This window comes from Arthrobacter sp. SO5, assembly GCF_020532805.1.
GTDB lineage: Bacteria > Actinomycetota > Actinomycetes > Actinomycetales > Micrococcaceae > Arthrobacter.
This window is the reverse complement of record NZ_MQTQ01000094.1, coordinates 41,761-57,297: the sequence shown is the minus strand read 5'-3', so window position 1 is coordinate 57,297 and position 15,537 is coordinate 41,761. Positions and strand designations below refer to the sequence as shown.

11 protein-coding genes are annotated in these 15,537 nt (G+C 69.0%); 7 read left to right on the top strand and 4 right to left on the bottom strand.

The genetic code is table 11. The features are described 5' to 3' along the window. Both BJG92_RS16975 and BJG92_RS16970 read left to right on the top strand, forming a co-directional pair. A partial coding sequence (locus tag BJG92_RS16975) for a transglycosylase SLT domain-containing protein (RefSeq protein WP_232085152.1) occupies positions 1–733 on the top strand: 733 nt, incomplete at its 5' end. Positions 734–853: 120 nt separating this feature from the next. Then, positions 854–2,998, top strand: a complete 2,145-nt coding sequence (locus BJG92_RS16970) for a Stk1 family PASTA domain-containing Ser/Thr kinase (protein ID WP_232085151.1) — start codon at positions 854–856, stop codon at positions 2,996–2,998. A 38-nt stretch (positions 2,999–3,036) separates the two neighbouring features. Here BJG92_RS16970 and BJG92_RS16965 read toward each other — a convergent pair whose 3' ends face one another. Then, positions 3,037–4,470, bottom strand: coding sequence for a class II 3-deoxy-7-phosphoheptulonate synthase (locus BJG92_RS16965; protein WP_374199822.1), 1,434 nt, complete (start codon positions 4,468–4,470; stop codon positions 3,037–3,039). Between the two features lie 78 nt (positions 4,471–4,548). After that, positions 4,549–5,289 (bottom strand): 1-acyl-sn-glycerol-3-phosphate acyltransferase, encoded by a 741-nt coding sequence (locus tag BJG92_RS16960; protein ID WP_232085150.1) that lies wholly within the window; start codon positions 5,287–5,289, stop codon positions 4,549–4,551. Between the two features lie 111 nt (positions 5,290–5,400). Here BJG92_RS16960 and BJG92_RS16955 point away from each other — a divergent pair, with 111 nt between their 5' ends. From BJG92_RS16955 to BJG92_RS16945, 3 genes are read left to right on the top strand one after another with little or no spacing between them, the layout of a single operon-like run. Then, positions 5,401–6,258, top strand: coding sequence for a carboxylesterase (locus tag BJG92_RS16955; RefSeq protein WP_232085149.1), 858 nt, complete (start codon positions 5,401–5,403; stop codon positions 6,256–6,258). Then, positions 6,255–7,058 (top strand): carboxylesterase, encoded by an 804-nt coding sequence (locus BJG92_RS16950; RefSeq protein WP_232085148.1) that lies wholly within the window; start codon positions 6,255–6,257, stop codon positions 7,056–7,058. Before BJG92_RS16955 ends, BJG92_RS16950 begins: the two co-directional genes overlap by 4 nt. Beyond that, positions 7,051–7,635, top strand: a complete 585-nt coding sequence (locus tag BJG92_RS16945; protein ID WP_232085147.1) for a hypothetical protein — start codon at positions 7,051–7,053, stop codon at positions 7,633–7,635. The genes BJG92_RS16950 and BJG92_RS16945 overlap by 8 nt, the downstream gene beginning before the upstream one ends. On the opposite strand, the gene BJG92_RS16940 is transcribed toward BJG92_RS16945, so the two are convergent. Beyond that, a complete protein-coding gene (locus BJG92_RS16940; protein WP_374199821.1) occupies positions 7,632–8,723 on the bottom strand; it encodes an ROK family glucokinase in 1,092 nt (363 codons plus the stop codon). The genes BJG92_RS16945 and BJG92_RS16940 overlap by 4 nt on opposite strands. Before the next feature lie 176 nt (positions 8,724–8,899). On the opposite strand from BJG92_RS16940, the gene BJG92_RS16935 reads away from it, so the two are divergent. Further along, positions 8,900–10,720, top strand: a complete 1,821-nt coding sequence (locus BJG92_RS16935) for a long-chain fatty acid--CoA ligase (protein WP_232085146.1) — start codon at positions 8,900–8,902, stop codon at positions 10,718–10,720. A 153-nt stretch (positions 10,721–10,873) separates the two neighbouring features. Here the strand turns inward: BJG92_RS16935 and BJG92_RS16930 are convergent, their stop codons facing one another. Beyond that, positions 10,874–14,269, bottom strand: a complete 3,396-nt coding sequence (locus tag BJG92_RS16930) for a pyruvate carboxylase (protein WP_232085145.1) — start codon at positions 14,267–14,269, stop codon at positions 10,874–10,876. Between the two features lie 323 nt (positions 14,270–14,592). Here BJG92_RS16930 and BJG92_RS16925 point away from each other — a divergent pair, with 323 nt between their 5' ends. Beyond that, on the top strand, positions 14,593–15,459 hold the full coding sequence (locus tag BJG92_RS16925; protein ID WP_232085144.1) for a ParA family protein: 867 nt from the start codon (positions 14,593–14,595) through the stop codon (positions 15,457–15,459). Positions 15,460–15,537: the final 78 nt, after the last annotated feature.

The window sequence follows — 15,537 nt, the reverse complement described above, 5'->3', positions numbered from 1 at the left end:
CGCCGGCCCCGCCCCGGTGGCACCTGCCTCCACCCCTGCAGCACCGGCGCCCGCCTCGGGCTCGTACACGATCAAGTCCGGTGACACCCTCTCCGGGATCGCGGCCCGCAACGGCGTCAAGCTCTCGGACGTCCTCTCCGCCAACCGGCTGACGATGAGCAGCATGATCTACCCCGGCCAGAAGCTCGTCATCCCGGGCGCGTCCATCGCCCCGGCCTCCAGCCAGCCTTCCGCGACAGTGACGCCGCTGGTGCCCAGCACCTTCCTCGGCTTCAGCTATCCGGCGGCCGTGGTCAGCTCCGCCAACGAGAACAAGGCCCTGCTGAACGCCTCACCGGTACCCAGCCGCGAGCAGATGAAGTCCATCGTCGCCGACACCGCGCGGAAGATGGGCGTTGATCCGTCGCTGGCAATGGCCTTCGCTTTCCAGGAATCCAGCTTCAACCACCGCTCGGTCTCCCCTGCCAACGCCATCGGCACCATGCAGGTCATCCCGTCCTCCGGCCAGTGGGCCTCGGACCTCGTGGGCCGCAAGCTCAACCTGCTGGACCCGTATGACAACGCCACGGCCGGCGTCGCCATCATCCGCCAGCTGGTCCGTACCAGCCCGGACCTGGACAATGCCATCGCGGGCTACTACCAGGGCCAGTACTCGGTCAGCAAATACGGCATGTACGAGGACACCAAGCGTTACGTCGCCTCCATCAAGGCGAACCAGAAGAACTTCAGCTAAGGCTCAAGACCCCGCAGGCCGAGGCGCGGCGGCGCGCCGTCACGCGAGGAGAGCGCATAACGATACGGGTCCGGATCACATGGTGGTCCGGACCCGTTTCCGTGCAGCGATTAGGATCATATGGTGCAGCATTACACGTCGGACCCTCTCGCAGGCACGCTGGTGGATGACCGCTACCTGATTCGCTCCCGGCTGGCCAGCGGCGGGATGTCCACCGTGTACGTGGCCACCGACCAGCGGCTGGAGCGTGATGTGGCGCTGAAGGTGCTCCACCCGCACATGGCCGGCGACCCCCAGTTCCTGGACCGGCTGGGCCGGGAAGCCAAGGCGGCCGCGAGGCTCTCGCACCCGCACGTGGTGGGTGTCCTGGACCAGGGCGAAGACGGCCGGATCGCCTACCTCGTGATGGAGTACATCAAGGGCCACACCCTGCGGGACGTCATCAAGGACAAGGGCGCCCTCTCGCCCCGCCTTGCCCTGGCCCTGATCGACCCCGTCGTCGAAGGACTCGGCGCCGCCCACGCCGCCGGACTGATCCACCGCGACATCAAACCCGAAAACGTGCTCATCGCCGACGACGGGCGGATCAAGGTCGGTGACTTTGGACTGGCCCGCGCCGTCTCGGCGTCGACCAGCACCGGGGCCCTGATCGGAACCGTCGCCTACCTCTCCCCCGAACTTGTCCTGGGCAGGCAGGCCGATGCCCGCAGCGACATTTATTCGGTGGGGATCATGCTCTATGAGATGATGACCGGCCGCCAGCCGTTCGACGGCGACGTCCCCATCCAGGTGGCCTACCAGCACGTCAACTCCACCGTCGGCGCCCCTTCAGCGCTGGTCCCGGGGCTCGCCGGGGAGCTCGACGAGCTGGTGCAGTGGTGCACTGCCAACGACCCTGACAAGCGTCCCGTCGACGGGAACGCGCTGCTCTCAGAGCTGCGCCACATCCGCACCAACCTCAGCGACGCCGAACTCGACCTCCAGCCGCCGGCCGCGCGCCGCCCGGACCTCCCGGCCGCCGCACTGCCCGCCCTTCCCGGCCGGGACGCCCCGCAGCCACGGGCTGGCGCAACCGGGGCCGGCTCCAGGACCGAGGTGATAGGCGGCATCCAGCAGCCCACCGAGATCATCGCCCGGGGCAGCAACCCCACTACCGTCATGTCCGCCGCGCCGCGCCGCCCCGCCTACGGCCCCCTGTCCGCCCCGGAAGAGGCGCCGTATCCGGACCCGGACGCCTACCGGGACGAAGCCGGGTTTGAGGGCGGCGGCGCACCGCCGGCAGGGAGTAAACGCGTGCAGCGCCGGCAGGGCCGCGACGAGGAGAAGGCGCGTGCGCGTGCCGCGGCCACCCCGGTCCGGAGCCTGCGTGAGGGAAACCCGCGACGCAGGGGCCTGCTGTGGATTTTCCTGCTGGTCATTGCCGCCCTGCTGGCAGCCGGAGCCGGCTGGTTCTTCGGCATGGGCCCCGGTTCCCCCGGTACCATCCCGGACCTTGCCAACAAGAGCGTCGGCGAGGCCCAGCAACTGTTGCGGACCGGAGGTTTCCAGTCGACCACCAAGGACGTGTTCGACGACGCCGTTTCGCCCGGCCTGGTGGTCGGCTCGGAGCCGTCGGCCGGCCAGGTGATCCGGAAATTCCAGCCGGTCTCCCTCGCCGTCTCCAAGGGACCCGAACTCTTCGCGCTGCCGGAGCTGACCGGAAGGACCCTGGACGAGGCCAAGACGGCCCTCAACGGCGCGGGAATGGCCCTGGGACAGATCACCGAGACGTTTAACGAATCAGCGGCTGCCGGCAAGGTCCTCGCGCAGGCCCCGCGCAGCGGCAACCCTGCCCGACACGGCACGCCGGTGAACCTCACCGTGTCCAAGGGCCCGCAGCCCATCCCGGTGCCGGATGTGCGCGGGCAGGAACAGGGCGCCGCGGTGAAGGCGCTCGAGGCGGCCGGGCTCACGGCAGTGGTCTCGCCGGAACCCGTGAACGACCGCAAGGTCCCCAAGGGTGCCGTCGTGGCGCAGGATCCGGCGGGCGGCAACCTCACCAGGGGCGGATCCGTGACTCTGACCATTTCCAAGGGCCCGAAGCTCGTCGAGGTGCCGAACTTCATCGGCAAGCAGGTGGCCGAGGCCCGCAAGGCCCTCGAGCAGCTGGGCTTCGAAGTCCGTGTGAACAACATCCTCGGCGGCTTCTTCGGCACCGTGCGGGACCAGGATCCGGTGAAGACCAAGGCCCCCGAAGGATCCCTCGTCACTTTGACGGTCGTCTAGCGCTGGTGCCCTGGGTGCTGGCAGTCGCCAGCCGCGGCTCAGCGCTTGGAGAGCGCCCCGGCCACCAGGAACGCCATCTCGAGGGACTGCATGTGGTTCAGCCGCGGATCGCAGACCGATTCGTAGCGGTCCAGGAAGGATTCCTGATCCACCGGATCGGCACCGCCGAGGCACTCGGCCACGTCGTCGCCCGTCATCTCCACGTGCAGTCCGCCGGGGACGGTGCCGAGGCCGTGGTGGACTTCGAAGAAGCCGCGCACCTCGTCGATGACGTCGTCGAAGTTCCGCGTCTTGTAGCCGTTGGGGGACGTGACCGTGTTGCCGTGCATGGGGTCGGTGACCCACAGGACCTGCGCGCCGGAGGCGGTGACGCGCTCCACGAGTGCGGGAAGCTTCTCCCGGATGTTCCGTGCCCCCATCCGGGTGATGAAGGTCAGGCGGCCGGGCTCGCGGTCCGGGTCAAGCGTGTCGATCAGGCGCAGGGCGTCGTCGCCGCTCGTGGACGGGCCCAGCTTAACGCCGATGGGATTGCGTACGCGGGAGAGGAAATCGACGTGCGCGTGGTCCAGTTCGCGGGTGCGCTCCCCGATCCAGAGGAAGTGCGCGGAGGTGTCATAGGGGAAGCCGGTGCGTGAATCGATGCGCGTCAGGGCGCGTTCGTAGTCCAGCAGCAGGGCTTCGTGGCTGGCGTAGAACTCCACCCGCTTGAGCGCCTCGAAGTCCGCGCCGCAGGAAGCCATGAATTTGATGGCGCGGTCGATGTCCCGGGCCATCGACTCGTAGCGGGCGTGCGCCGGGTTTTCGGTGAAACCCTTGTTCCACTGGTGTACGAGGCGCAGGTCCGCGAAACCGCCCTGGGTGAAGGCGCGGATCAGGTTCAGGGTCGACGCAGAGGTGTGGTAGGCCTTGAGCATCCGGCTGGCGTCGTGCGCGCGGGACTCGGGGGTGAAGTCATAGCCGTTGACGATGTCGCCGCGGTACGCCGGGAGCGTGACGCCTTCCCGGGTTTCGTCATTGGACGAGCGCGGTTTCGCGAACTGGCCCGCCATGCGGCCCATCTTGATCACCGGCATGGCGGCACCGTAGGTGAGGACCACGGCCATCTGGAGGATCGTGCGGACACGGGCGCTGATTCTGTCCGCCGTGGCGGCCTCGAAGGTCTCCGCGCAGTCACCGCCCTGGAGCAGGAACGCCTTGCCCTGCGCCGCAGCCGCGAGGCGGTCCCGGAGGATGTCGACTTCACCGGCGAACACGAGCGGCGGGAGGACGGAGAGCTCCCTGACGGAAGCGTCGAAGACTGCCTTGTCCGACCAGCTCGGCTGCTGGGAGACAGGCAGCTCCCGCCAGTGGTCCAGGCCGGGGTAGTTGGCGGCACCGCTCTGGGCGGTGCTGGTGAGCGCGGAACCCGCCAGGGGCGGGCCGCTCAGGGAACTGTTCAGGGAGGAGGCCGAAGGCGCAGAGAGTTCAGTCACCCTCTAAGGATAGTTGCCCCGCGCGGATCGGTTTAGCCGGTCCGTCATTGACAGGGCCCGCACCGTCACACGGTACGCTCACACACTGCCCGGGGCGCCGCCGGCGGCGGGTGCGCCGTCGTCGGGCTGCCCGCTTGCTTTTTGGGCGAGGCGGAGCTTGACGACGGCGGCGTACTCGTCGACGTATTCCTGGCCGGAGAGCCGCATCAACGCGTACATGATCTCATCCGTCACGGACCGCTGGATGAGCCTGTCGTCCTCCACGTCGTAGTAGCGGCTGAAGTCCAGCGGCTCCCCGAAGATCATGCCGATGCGCCGGATGTTGGGCATCCGCTTGCCGATCGGCTGGACCTTGTCCGTGCCGATCATCGCCACTGGAATGACCGGAACGCGGGCCTGCAGGACCAGCCTGGCCACGCCCACCTTGCCGCGGTACAGCCGGCCGTCGGGGCTGCGGGTGCCTTCGGGGTAGATGCCCAGCAGCGCGCCGTTCCCGAGCACGTCCATGCCGGCGTTGAGGGACGCGGCCGAGGCGGCTCCCCCGGACCGGTCCATGGGCAGCTGGTTGGTCAGCCGGAAGAAGGCGGCCGTCAGCTTGCCCTTGATGCCCTTGCCGGTGAAGTACTCCGATTTGGCCAGGAACACCACGGGCCGGGGCACCATCAGCGGCATGAAGATGGAATCAGAGAAGGAGAGGTGGTTCGATACCAGGATCGCGGCGCCGTGGGCGGGGACGTTGTCCAGGCCTTTAACCCAGGGCCGAAACAGCGTCTTCAGCACCGGTCCGAGAACGAACGTCTTCATGAACCAATAAAACACGTGGTGAACCTCTCCGGAAGGCCTCCGGCCGGCCCTCCGTCAGGTCCGGCCAGGACTTCAATGACACCCTACTCTAGTGAGTTTTGTCGCGAACAGTGACACGATGGGCACATGACCGGAAGCAGCATTCCCCTGGCGCCCGCGGCGTTCAGTTACCCCGGCCACGGCGGCAACGCGGGCACCGGCGTAGCGATCTGCCACGGCTTCACCGGCAGCCCGCTCAGCGTCCTCCCGTGGGCCGAGGATCTGGCCGCCCGGGGCTTCGCTGTTTCCGTGCCGCTGCTGCCGGGCCACGGCACCGACTGGCGTGATCTGGCCCGCCACGGCTGGCAGGACTGGTACAACGCCTTCGAGGCCGCCTATCTCACACTGGCTGCCCGGACCCGGGACTGCTTCGTGGCCGGACTGTCCATGGGCGGAACCATCGCCCTGCGCACCGCCGCCCGGCACGACGTCGCGGGCGTCGTCGCGGTCAATCCCGGGCTGAGCTTCTATGACCGCAGGGTCCGGATCATCGGCGCCCTGAAGTACCTCCAGCGGACCACCGTGCCGGTGCAGGAACAGAACCCTACGGCGTCGCCCACCGAGGACGGTGACTATTCGCTGACCCCGCTCGAGGCGGTCCACCAGCTCAGCCGGCTGTTCAACGCAACCCGCCGGGAACTGCCCGCCGTCCGCGCCCCGGCCCTCGTCTTCAAGTCCGAGACCGACGTCGTGGTCCCGCCCAGCTCGCTCGCACTCCTGCGGAAGCGGCTGGGATCGCGCGAACTCGACGTCGTCCGGCTCCCGCACAGCGGGCATGTCGCGACGCTCGACGTCGACGCGCCGCTGATCTTCGAGGAATCCGCCCGGTTTTTCCTGGCGCGCGCTGCTGCCGGGCAGCGGTCACCCTCTGACCTGCCGGCCTTGTCAGCGCCGTTCCCCGCATCCGCCGCCCCGCCGCCGTCCCCAGCCACGGAGTCCCTATGAGCATCCCCCCGGACCACGCCCCCTTCAGCAGCCCGTTCACCGGGACCGGCCCGCGGACCGGCGTCGTGATCTCGCACGGCTTCACCGGCAGCCCGCACAGTATCCGGGACTGGGCGGTGTCGCTGGCCGACGCCGGCTACGCGGTCCGGGCCCCGCTGCTGCCGGGCCACGGCACCAGCTGGCAGGAGCTGGCGCGGACCCGCTGGCAGGACTGGCATGCCGGCGTCGATGCCGCGTACCTGGACCTCGCGGCGGACTGCGACCACGTCGTCGTGGCCGGGCTGTCGATGGGCGGGGCGCTGGCGCTGCGGATTGCCGCAACCCGGCCGGTCGCGGGCGTCGTCGTGGTGAACCCGGGTCTCGTGATCGATGACCCCCGCGCGCCGCTGGCCGGCGTCCTGAAGTTCGTGCTCAAGAGCACGCCTGCGATCGGCAATGACATCCTCAAACCGGACACCAACGAGGGCGCCTATCTCCGGACACCGCTGGCCGCGGCCCATGAGTTGAACAAGATGTTCAAGGACACCGTGCGGCTGCTTCCGCGCATCACCGCGCCCGTCCGGATCTACCGCTCGGCGGTGGACCATGTGGTCTCCGAGTCGAGCATGGTGGCCCTGCGCCGCGGGCTCACCCACGCCCCGTCTGAGGTCATCCGGCTGGAAAACAGCTACCACGTGGCTACCATGGACAACGACGCGCCGGAGATCTTTCGCGGCACTGCCGAATTCATCCGGTCCGTCGTCGCGGAATCCACCCCGGACGCTGCCCACGCGAGCCCGAAGGACACGGCACATGACTAGACCGGACCCGGATTCTCCTGACCCGGATTCATCGGATTCCCGCGCCAACCAGGATGACGCCGTCTGGCTGGACCTTGTCGCCAGGCTGGAAGGCAAGGACCCGGCCGGCGTCCCCGGTGGCGCCGAGGGCGCCCCCGCCTCGAGGCCGTTCAGCGACTTCGATCCCCTGGGACTGTCTGTGGCCGCGCCCGTCGAGCTTTCCGCCGAGCAACGGCTCGCCAGGCCGCCGGAGACACCGGAGACACCGGAAACGCAGGACGGCGGGCACGGCAAGGAAGACGCTCCGGAGTATCCGCACGGTCCCCGCGACTATGCGGCCGAGGACGATCCCGCTGGCGCGGACGGGTTCGTGCCGGAGGACCCGCCGAGCCTCGCCGGGGCCGACCCCATGACGGTGCTGGCGTGGCTTGGTGCTGTGGGCGGCCCGGTCGCGCTCGTGCTGTCCGCTATGTTCTGGCGCTCCGCGCCTCTCGTGGCGATCCTGGGCATGGTGGCCGCCTTTGCGGCCTCGGTGGTCTTCCTGATCATGAAACTTCCCGGCGAAAAAGATGAGCACGACGACGGCGCCCGCGTCTAGCTGCGCACGCGCCGGCTGACCCGGGACAGATCGGCCGCACCGATCAGGCCTGCATCGGGGCCCAGGGCCGCCAGCTCGATCCGCGCCGCCGGGCGGAAGCCGCGCCCCGTCAGGTTCCTGGCGAAGGCCTTCCGCGCCGGCGCGACCAGCAGTTCGCCGGCGTCGCACAGTCCGCCGCCGATCACGAAAGTGCCCGGATCCAGCGCGGCGGCCAGGTTGGCAAGGCCCAGCCCGAGCCACTCACCCACGTCCTCGATCAGCTCCCGCGACGTAGGATCCCCGGCCTCGGCGAGCTCGGTGACGATCACGCCCGTGATGCTCTCCACCCGGCCATCCACCGCCTTGAGGATTTCCTGCGCCACCGGGGAGTTGGCGGCGGCCAGCTCGCGGGCTTCCCGGCCCAGCGCGTTGCCGGAGGCATACTGCTCCCAGCAGCCCCGGTTGCCGCATTCGCAGCGGTGGCCGCCGGGCACCATGATCTGGTGGCCAAACTCCCCTGCCACGCCGAACCGGCCGCGCTCCAGCCGGCCGTCCATCACCATGGCGCCCCCAATGCCGGTACCCAGGGTGATACAGACCAGCCGGCTCTCGCCGCGGCCGGCGCCGAAGCGCCACTCCGCCCAGCCGGCCGCGTCGGCGTCGTTGGTCAGCAGGACCCGGCGGCGCAGCAGCCGCTGCAGGTTCGCCCGCAGCGGCTCGTTGCGCCAGGCCAGGTGGGGGCTGAACAGCACCGTGCCGCCGTCGAGGTCCATCCAGCCCGCCGCGCCGATCCCGACGGAGGCGATCCGGTGTCCCGCGCCCAGCTCCTCGACGAGTTCCACGATGACCTGCTCCACCGCCCGCGGGTCGTTGCCGGGGGTGGAACGCTTGGCCTGGCTGAGGATCCGGCCCTCCGCATCCACGACGCCCGCCGCCACTTTGGTGCCGCCGATGTCGACGCCGATGGCCAGGCCCTTGCGGCCCAGCCGCATCTGCTCACGGAGGCCAGGAACGGGGGCACCGCCGCCCGCACCCGCCCGCACCCTGCGCCGCCAGGGCGCGGTCCTGCCAAACGGGCCGCGCTGCTGTCCGGGTGCTGGGGTGTGCATGGTTCAACAGTCTATTCGCCGGAGGATTCCGCTCCCGGTCAGCACTCCGGGTGGCGCGCCGGGGCCCCGGGCCGTAAAGTTACTCGCCAGTAGGTGTCGCAGGACACAGTCCTTTGGGACCACGTACTAGTGTTGGCCGTACCCCTTGCGGGTCAATGGAGATCAAAGGAGCTTTTGTGCGAGAAATCAGTGTCCCGCCCCTGGTGAACGTCCCGCCGGAATCAAACGTCACGGACCTGGTGCTGCGCCAGGCCGCGAAGGCGTCCAACCCTGCCCTCTTCTCGCGGCTGGACGCCGCAGGGCAATGGCGGGACGTCCGGGCCACCGATTTCCTCGCCGATGCTTCGCTGATCGCCAAGGGCCTGATGGCCAGCGGCGTCGGCGCTGGTGACAGGGTCGGGATCATGTCCCGCACCCGCTACGAATGGGCGCTGGTTGACTTCGCGATCTGGTTCGCCGGTGCCGTGTCCGTGCCCATCTATGAGACCTCCTCCCCCGCGCAGGTCGCCTGGAACCTTGGCGATTCCGGCGCCGTGGCCGCCTTCGGCGAATCCGCCCACCACGAGGACATCATCCGGCAGGCCGCCACGTCCGAAGGCCTCACCGCCCTGGCCCACGTCTGGCAGCTCGCGGGCACCGGGCTGGACGAGGTCCGGGCCGCCGGCGCCGCCGTCAGCGACCAGGAACTGGAGGCCCGGCGGAGCCAGGCCTCCCTCAAGGACATCGCGACCATCATCTACACCTCCGGCACCACCGGCCGGCCCAAGGGCTGCGAGCTCACCCACGGCAACTTCGTGGAACTCTCCGAAAACGCGCTGGCCACATCGCTGAACCAAATTGTCCACGAGCAGGCCCGGACCATCATGTTCCTGCCGCTCGCCCACGTCTTCGCGAGGTTCATTTCGGTGATGGCGGTCGCCGGCGGCGTCACGGTCGCTCACACGCCGGACATCAAGAACCTGCTGCCGGACCTGCAAAGCTACAAGCCGACCTTCATCCTCGCGGTACCGCGCGTGTTCGAGAAGGTCTATAACGCTTCGCTGACCAAGGCCGAGGACGGCGGCAAGGGCGCCATCTTCCACCGCGCCGCGGACACCGCCATAGAGTACTCCCGGGCGCGGCAGGCCGGGAAGGTCGGCCTGGTCCTGAAGCTCAAGCACACCCTGTTCGACAAGCTCGTCTACGGCAAGCTCCGCGATGCCATGGGCGGCCAGGTGGCGCATGCTGTCTCCGGCGGCGGGCCGCTGGGTGAACGGCTCGGCCACTTCTTCCAGGGCATCGGCATGCAGATCCTGGAAGGCTACGGCCTGACCGAGACCACGGCGCCGATCACCGTGAACACGCCCCAGCTGATCAAGATCGGCACCGTCGGTGCCCCGATCCCGGGCAACGCCGTCAAGATTGCCGACGACGGCGAGATCCTCGCCAAGGGCGTCTGCGTCATGCGCGGATACTACAAGCGCGAGGACCTCTCGGCTGAGGCCCTCGACGACGGCTGGCTGCGAACCGGCGACATCGGCCAGCTCGATGAGCAGGGCTTCCTGACCATCACGGGCCGCAAGAAGGAAATCATTGTCACGGCCGGCGGCAAGAACGTGGTGCCGGCCCTGCTCGAGGACCAGATCCGTGCCGATGCACTCGTCTCGCAGGTACTCGTCGTCGGTGACAACCGCCCGTTCATCGGCGCCCTGGTCACCCTTGACGAGGAAGCCCTCCCCGGCTGGCTGCACCGCCACGGGCTACCCGCCTCAACGACGCTCCTCGAGGCGAGCGAGAACACGGCCGTCAAGGCCGCGGTGCAGGAGCTGATCAACCACGCCAACCAGTCGGTGTCCCAGGCCGAAGCCATCAAGTCCTTCCGGATCGTACCGGCCGATTTCACCGAGGATTCCGGGCACCTGACGCCGTCCATGAAGGTCAAGCGCTCCCAGGTCATGAAGGACTTCGAGAACGTGATCGAAGAGATGTACGGCGCCCCGCGGCCCACCCGTCCCTAGCGCCACCAGCCCCAAATGCAACGCGGGGTCACATCGCGCCCATCCGGGGCCCCCGGATGGGCCGTAGCTGACCCCGCGTTGCAATAACGAAAGGGTCCTTCCAGCTTCGGCCGGAAGGACCCTTGGCGGTTGGGTCGGTGTGCCGCGCCGGCGCTACTCGACCACCAGCAGCAGGTCCCCGCCCTGGACCTGTTCAATGCCGCCCACGGCGAGCCGCGACACGGCGCCCGCCACCGGCGTCGTGATGGACGCCTCCATCTTCATGGCCTCGATCGTGGCCACGGTGTCCCCGGCTTTGACCGGGTCACCGACCTTGACGGTCAGCGTGACGGCACCGGCGAACGGTGCGGCCACCTGGCCGGGCAGCGAGACATCGGCGCGTTCGGCCGCCTTGACGTTGCTGACCACGGAACGGTCGCGGACCACGACAGGCCGGGACTGGCCGTTGAGCGTGCACATCACGGTGCGCATGCCCTTCTCGTCCGGCTCGGAGACGGCTTCAAGCGAGGCAATCAAGCGCACGCCCTTCTCCAGTTCGATCTCGTGCTCCGCGCCGCGCTGCAGCCCGAAGAGGTAATCGCGGGTATCCAGCACCGAGAGGTTGCCGTAGGTCTCCACGCTCTTCCGGTAGTCCTTCGTGGGACCCGGGAACAGCAACCGGTTCAAGGTCTGCTGGCGGGTCCTGGAATCGGAGGTGAGGGCGGCGCTGTCCTCGGCGCTGAGCTCGACATCGCGGACCTTGATGGTCCGGCCCTGCAGGGCCTTGGTCCGGAACGGCTCGGGCCAGCCCCCGGGAGGGTCGCCCAGTTCGCCGGACAGGAAGCCGATCACGGAATCCGGGATGTCGTATTTCTGCGGATTCTGGTTGAAGTCCGCGGGATCGGCGTTGAGTCCCACCAGGTGCAGGGCAAGATCGCCCACCACCTTGGAGGACGGGGTGACCTTCACCAGGCGGCCCAGGATCCGGTCCGCCGCGGTATACATGTCCTCGATGGCCTCGAACCGCTCGCCGAGGCCCAGCGCGATCGCCTGCTGGCGGAGGTTGGAGAGCTGGCCGCCGGGAATTTCGTGCTGGTAGACCCGGCCGGTGGGGCCCGGAAGGCCGGATTCGAACGGGGCGTACATGCGGCGGACGGCCTCCCAGTACGGCTCCAGGGCGCAGACGTTGGCCAGGCTCAGCCCGGTGTCGCGGGGCGTGTGGGCCAGCGCCGCCACGAGGGCCGACGCCGAGGGCTGGCTGGTGGTGCCGGCCAGCGAGGCGGAGGCCACGTCGACGGCGTCCACACCGGCCTCCACGGCTGCCAGCAGCGTCGCCAGTTGGCCTCCTGCCGTGTCATGCGTGTGCAGGTGCACCGGAAGATCGAAGCGTTCCCGCAGGGCCGTCACAAGACGGGCGGCGGCCGCGGGACGCAGCAGGCCCGCCATGTCCTTGATCGCCAGGATGTGCGCCCCGGCGTCGACGATCTTCCGGGCGAGCTCCAGGTAGTAGTCCAGGGTGTACAGCTTCTCGTCCGGGTCCATCATGTCCGCGGTGTAGCAGAGGGCAACTTCCGCGACGGCGGTGCCGGTCTCGCGGACGGCGCGGATGGCTGGCGCCATCTGGTTGACGTCGTTGAGGGCGTCGAAGATGCGGAAGATGTCGATGCCCGTGGCGGCGGCCTCGTTGACGAACGCCACCGTGACCTCTTCCGGGTACGGCGTGTAGCCCACGGTGTTGCGGCCGCGCAGGAGCATCTGCAGGCAGGTGTTCGGCAGCGCCTTGCGCAGCGCGGCGAGCCGGTCCCACGGGTCCTCGCCGAGGAAGCGCAGGGCGACATCGTAGGTGGCGCCGCCCCAGGCCTCCACGGAGAGCAATTCCGGGAGCAGTTGGGACACTGCCGGCCCGGCCGCGACGAGGTCACGGGTCCGGACGCGGGTGGCCAGCAGCGACTGGTGGGCGTCGCGGAAGGTCGTGTCGGTGACGGCGACGGCGGTCTGCCCGCGCAGGGCCTTCGCGAAGCCGTCCGGGCCCAGCTCCTGCAGCCGCTGGCGGGAGCCCGCCCGGGCCGCGGCGTCCTCCAGGGCCGGCAGCTTGGCAGCCGGGTCACTGTGGACCGTGAGCTCGCCGTTGGGCTTGTTGACGGTGACCTCGGCGAGCCACGTCAGCAGCTTGGTTCCGCGGTCGGCCGAGACGCGGGCCTTGAGCAGTTCGGGGCGCTCGTCGATGAACGACGTGGCCACGTTGCCGGCGATGAAGTCCGCGTCGTCCAGGACGGCCTGCAGGAAAGAGATGTTGGTGGACACACCGCGGATGCGGAACTCGGCGAGTGACCGGCGGGCGCGGGCCACAGCGGCCGGGTAGTCCCGGCCCCGGCAGGTCAGCTTGACCAGCATCGAGTCAAAGTGCGGGCTGATCTCTGCACCCGAGTAGACGGTGCCGCCGTCAAGCCGGACACCGGCGCCGCCTGCGGAACGGTAGCCGGAGATCTTGCCGACGTCGGGCCGGAAGCCGTTGGCCGGGTCCTCGGTGGTGATGCGGCACTGGAGGGCGGCGCCCTTGAGCTGCACGCTCTCCTGCGAGAGGCCCAGGTCCGCGAGGGTCGCGCCGGCGGCGATGCGCAGCTGCGCCTGGACGAGGTCGACGTCGGTGACCTCTTCGGTCACGGTGTGCTCGACCTGGATGCGCGGGTTCATTTCGATGAAGACGTGCTGTCCGGCGCGCTCCCCCACGGTGTCCACGAGGAACTCAACGGTCCCGGCGTTGACGTAGTTCAGTGCCTTGGCGAACTTCACGGCGTCCCGGTAGAGCGCCTGGCGGATGCCTTCGTCGAGGTTCGGGGCCGGGGCGATCTCAATGACCTTCTGGTGCCGGCGCTGGATGGAACAATCGCGCTCGAAGAGGTGCATGACGTTGCCCTCGGCATCGGCCAGTATCTGGACTTCGATGTGGCGGGGCCGCAGGACGGCTTGCTCCAGGAACATGGTGGGGTCCCCGAACGCGGCGTCGGCTTCGCGCATGGCGGCCTGCAGCGCCTCGGGCAGGGCCTCGCGGGTCTCCACCCGGCGCATGCCGCGACCGCCGCCGCCGGCGACGGCCTTGGCGAAGATGGGGAAGCCGATCCCGTCCGCGGCGGCGATGAGCTCCGCGACGTCTTTCGAGGGCTGGCTGGACTTGAGCACCGGGACGCCGGCCTTGCGGGCCGCCTCGAGTGCGGCGACCTTGTTGCCGGCGAGTTCCAGGACCTCCGCCGGGGGGCCCACGAACGTGATGCCGGCCTCAGCGGCGGCCCGTGCCAGCCGGGGGTTTTCGGACAGGAACCCGTAGCCGGGGTAGATGGCGTCGGCCCCGGATTCCCTGGCGACGCGCACCACCTCGTCGACGTCGAGGTAGGCGCGGACGGGATGGCCCTCCTCGCCGATCAGGTACGCCTCGTCCGCCTTCTGGCGGTGGATCGAGTTGCGGTCCTCATGCGGGAAAACGGCTACGGTCTTGGCGCCGAGCTCGTAGGCCGCGCGGAAGGCCCGGATCGCGATTTCGCCGCGGTTGGCCACCAGAATTTTGGAAAACATGCTTCTCCTGCATCATTGCGGGCGTATCGGTAACTGCTCACAGTGTCTAAGACGGGCGTGGGCAAACACAAATTATTGTGGTCACGGTCACTGTATTACGCGTCACGGATGCGGTGAACGGATGCCGTGCCAGGCAGGGGCACGGGCCCTCGGCCGGTAACGCCCGTGCCGGATCTGCCGCTCCGGCGCCGGATGAGACGGGTTTCGGCGGAGCAGCAACATATGATGAGGAGGTGGGTGGCGCATGCACGCCCCGGTTCCGGAGAACGCAGGAGCCGGCACGACCCCGTCACGGCAACCGGCGTTAGGTATTGGTTTTTCAAGTGCAAGTAGTCAGCATCAGCAGCCTCAAAGGCGGTGTCGGCAAGACATCGGTGACCACCGGATTGGCGTCTGCGGCGTTGGCCGCCGGAATCCCCACCCTCGTTGTCGACCTTGACCCCCATGCCGATGCGAGTACGGCCCTGGGGGTCCGTCCCGGCGGGCAGCTGGATATCGGCAGGATGCTCAAGGCTCCGCGGCGGGCCCGCCTGGCAGAAAACGTTGTCCCCAGCGGCTGGGTCGAACGTGCCGGCGCCAACGGCTCCGCTCCCGGCGGCCCGGCAGAATCCGCCTCCGCACCCTCCGTCCTTGACGTGGCGGTCGGCTCCGCCTACACCGGCATCTACGACCGCCCGGACCTGGGCCGCCGCGACCTTCGCAGGCTCTCCGCGGTGCTGGCCGGAGCCGACAAGTACGAGCTGGTCCTCGTGGACTGCCCGCCGTCGCTCAACGGACTCACCAGGATGGCCTGGTCCGCAAGTGACAAAGTGACCCTCGTCGCCGAACCCGGGCTCTTCTCGGTCGCCGGCACGGAGCGCACCATGCGCGCGATCCAGCTCTTCCGCAACGAGTTCGCCCCGAACCTCTCCCCGGCGGGAATCGTCGCGAACCGGGTGCGGAGCGGTTCCGCGGAACACACGTTCCGGCTCGCAGAGATGCAGTCCATGTTCGGCACCCTGCTGCTGACCCCGCATATCCCCGAGCAGGCCAACTGGCAGCAGATCCAGGGTGCAGCCCACTCCATCCACCACTGGCCGGGAGACTCCGCCAAGAACGCCGCGGCCCTGTTCGATGCCCTGCTGGCAAACCTGCTGACGTCCGCGGGCCCGCAGACCGGCGGCGCCGGTCCGGACCGCACCGGCCGCTAGGCACCGGCAGAGCACCCCGGACCGCCCGCCGACGGCGAAGGCCGCCTTCCAGGGGAAGGCGGCCTTCGCCGGATAAAT

What these genes read in the sequence shown, in the direction of transcription:
- BJG92_RS16970 (WP_232085151.1), top strand. Translation starts at nt 854, where the DNA reads ATGGTGCAGCATTACACGTCGGACCCTCTCGCAGGCACGCTGGTGGAT.
- BJG92_RS16955 (WP_232085149.1), top strand. Translation starts at nt 5,401, where the DNA reads ATGACCGGAAGCAGCATTCCCCTGGCGCCCGCGGCGTTCAGTTACCCC.
- BJG92_RS16950 (WP_232085148.1), top strand. Translation starts at nt 6,255, where the DNA reads ATGAGCATCCCCCCGGACCACGCCCCCTTCAGCAGCCCGTTCACCGGG.
- BJG92_RS16945 (WP_232085147.1), top strand. Translation starts at nt 7,051, where the DNA reads ATGACTAGACCGGACCCGGATTCTCCTGACCCGGATTCATCGGATTCC.
- BJG92_RS16940 (WP_374199821.1), bottom strand. Translation starts at nt 8,723, where the DNA reads ATGCACACCCCAGCACCCGGACAGCAGCGCGGCCCGTTTGGCAGGACC.
- BJG92_RS16930 (WP_232085145.1), bottom strand. Translation starts at nt 14,269, where the DNA reads ATGTTTTCCAAAATTCTGGTGGCCAACCGCGGCGAAATCGCGATCCGG.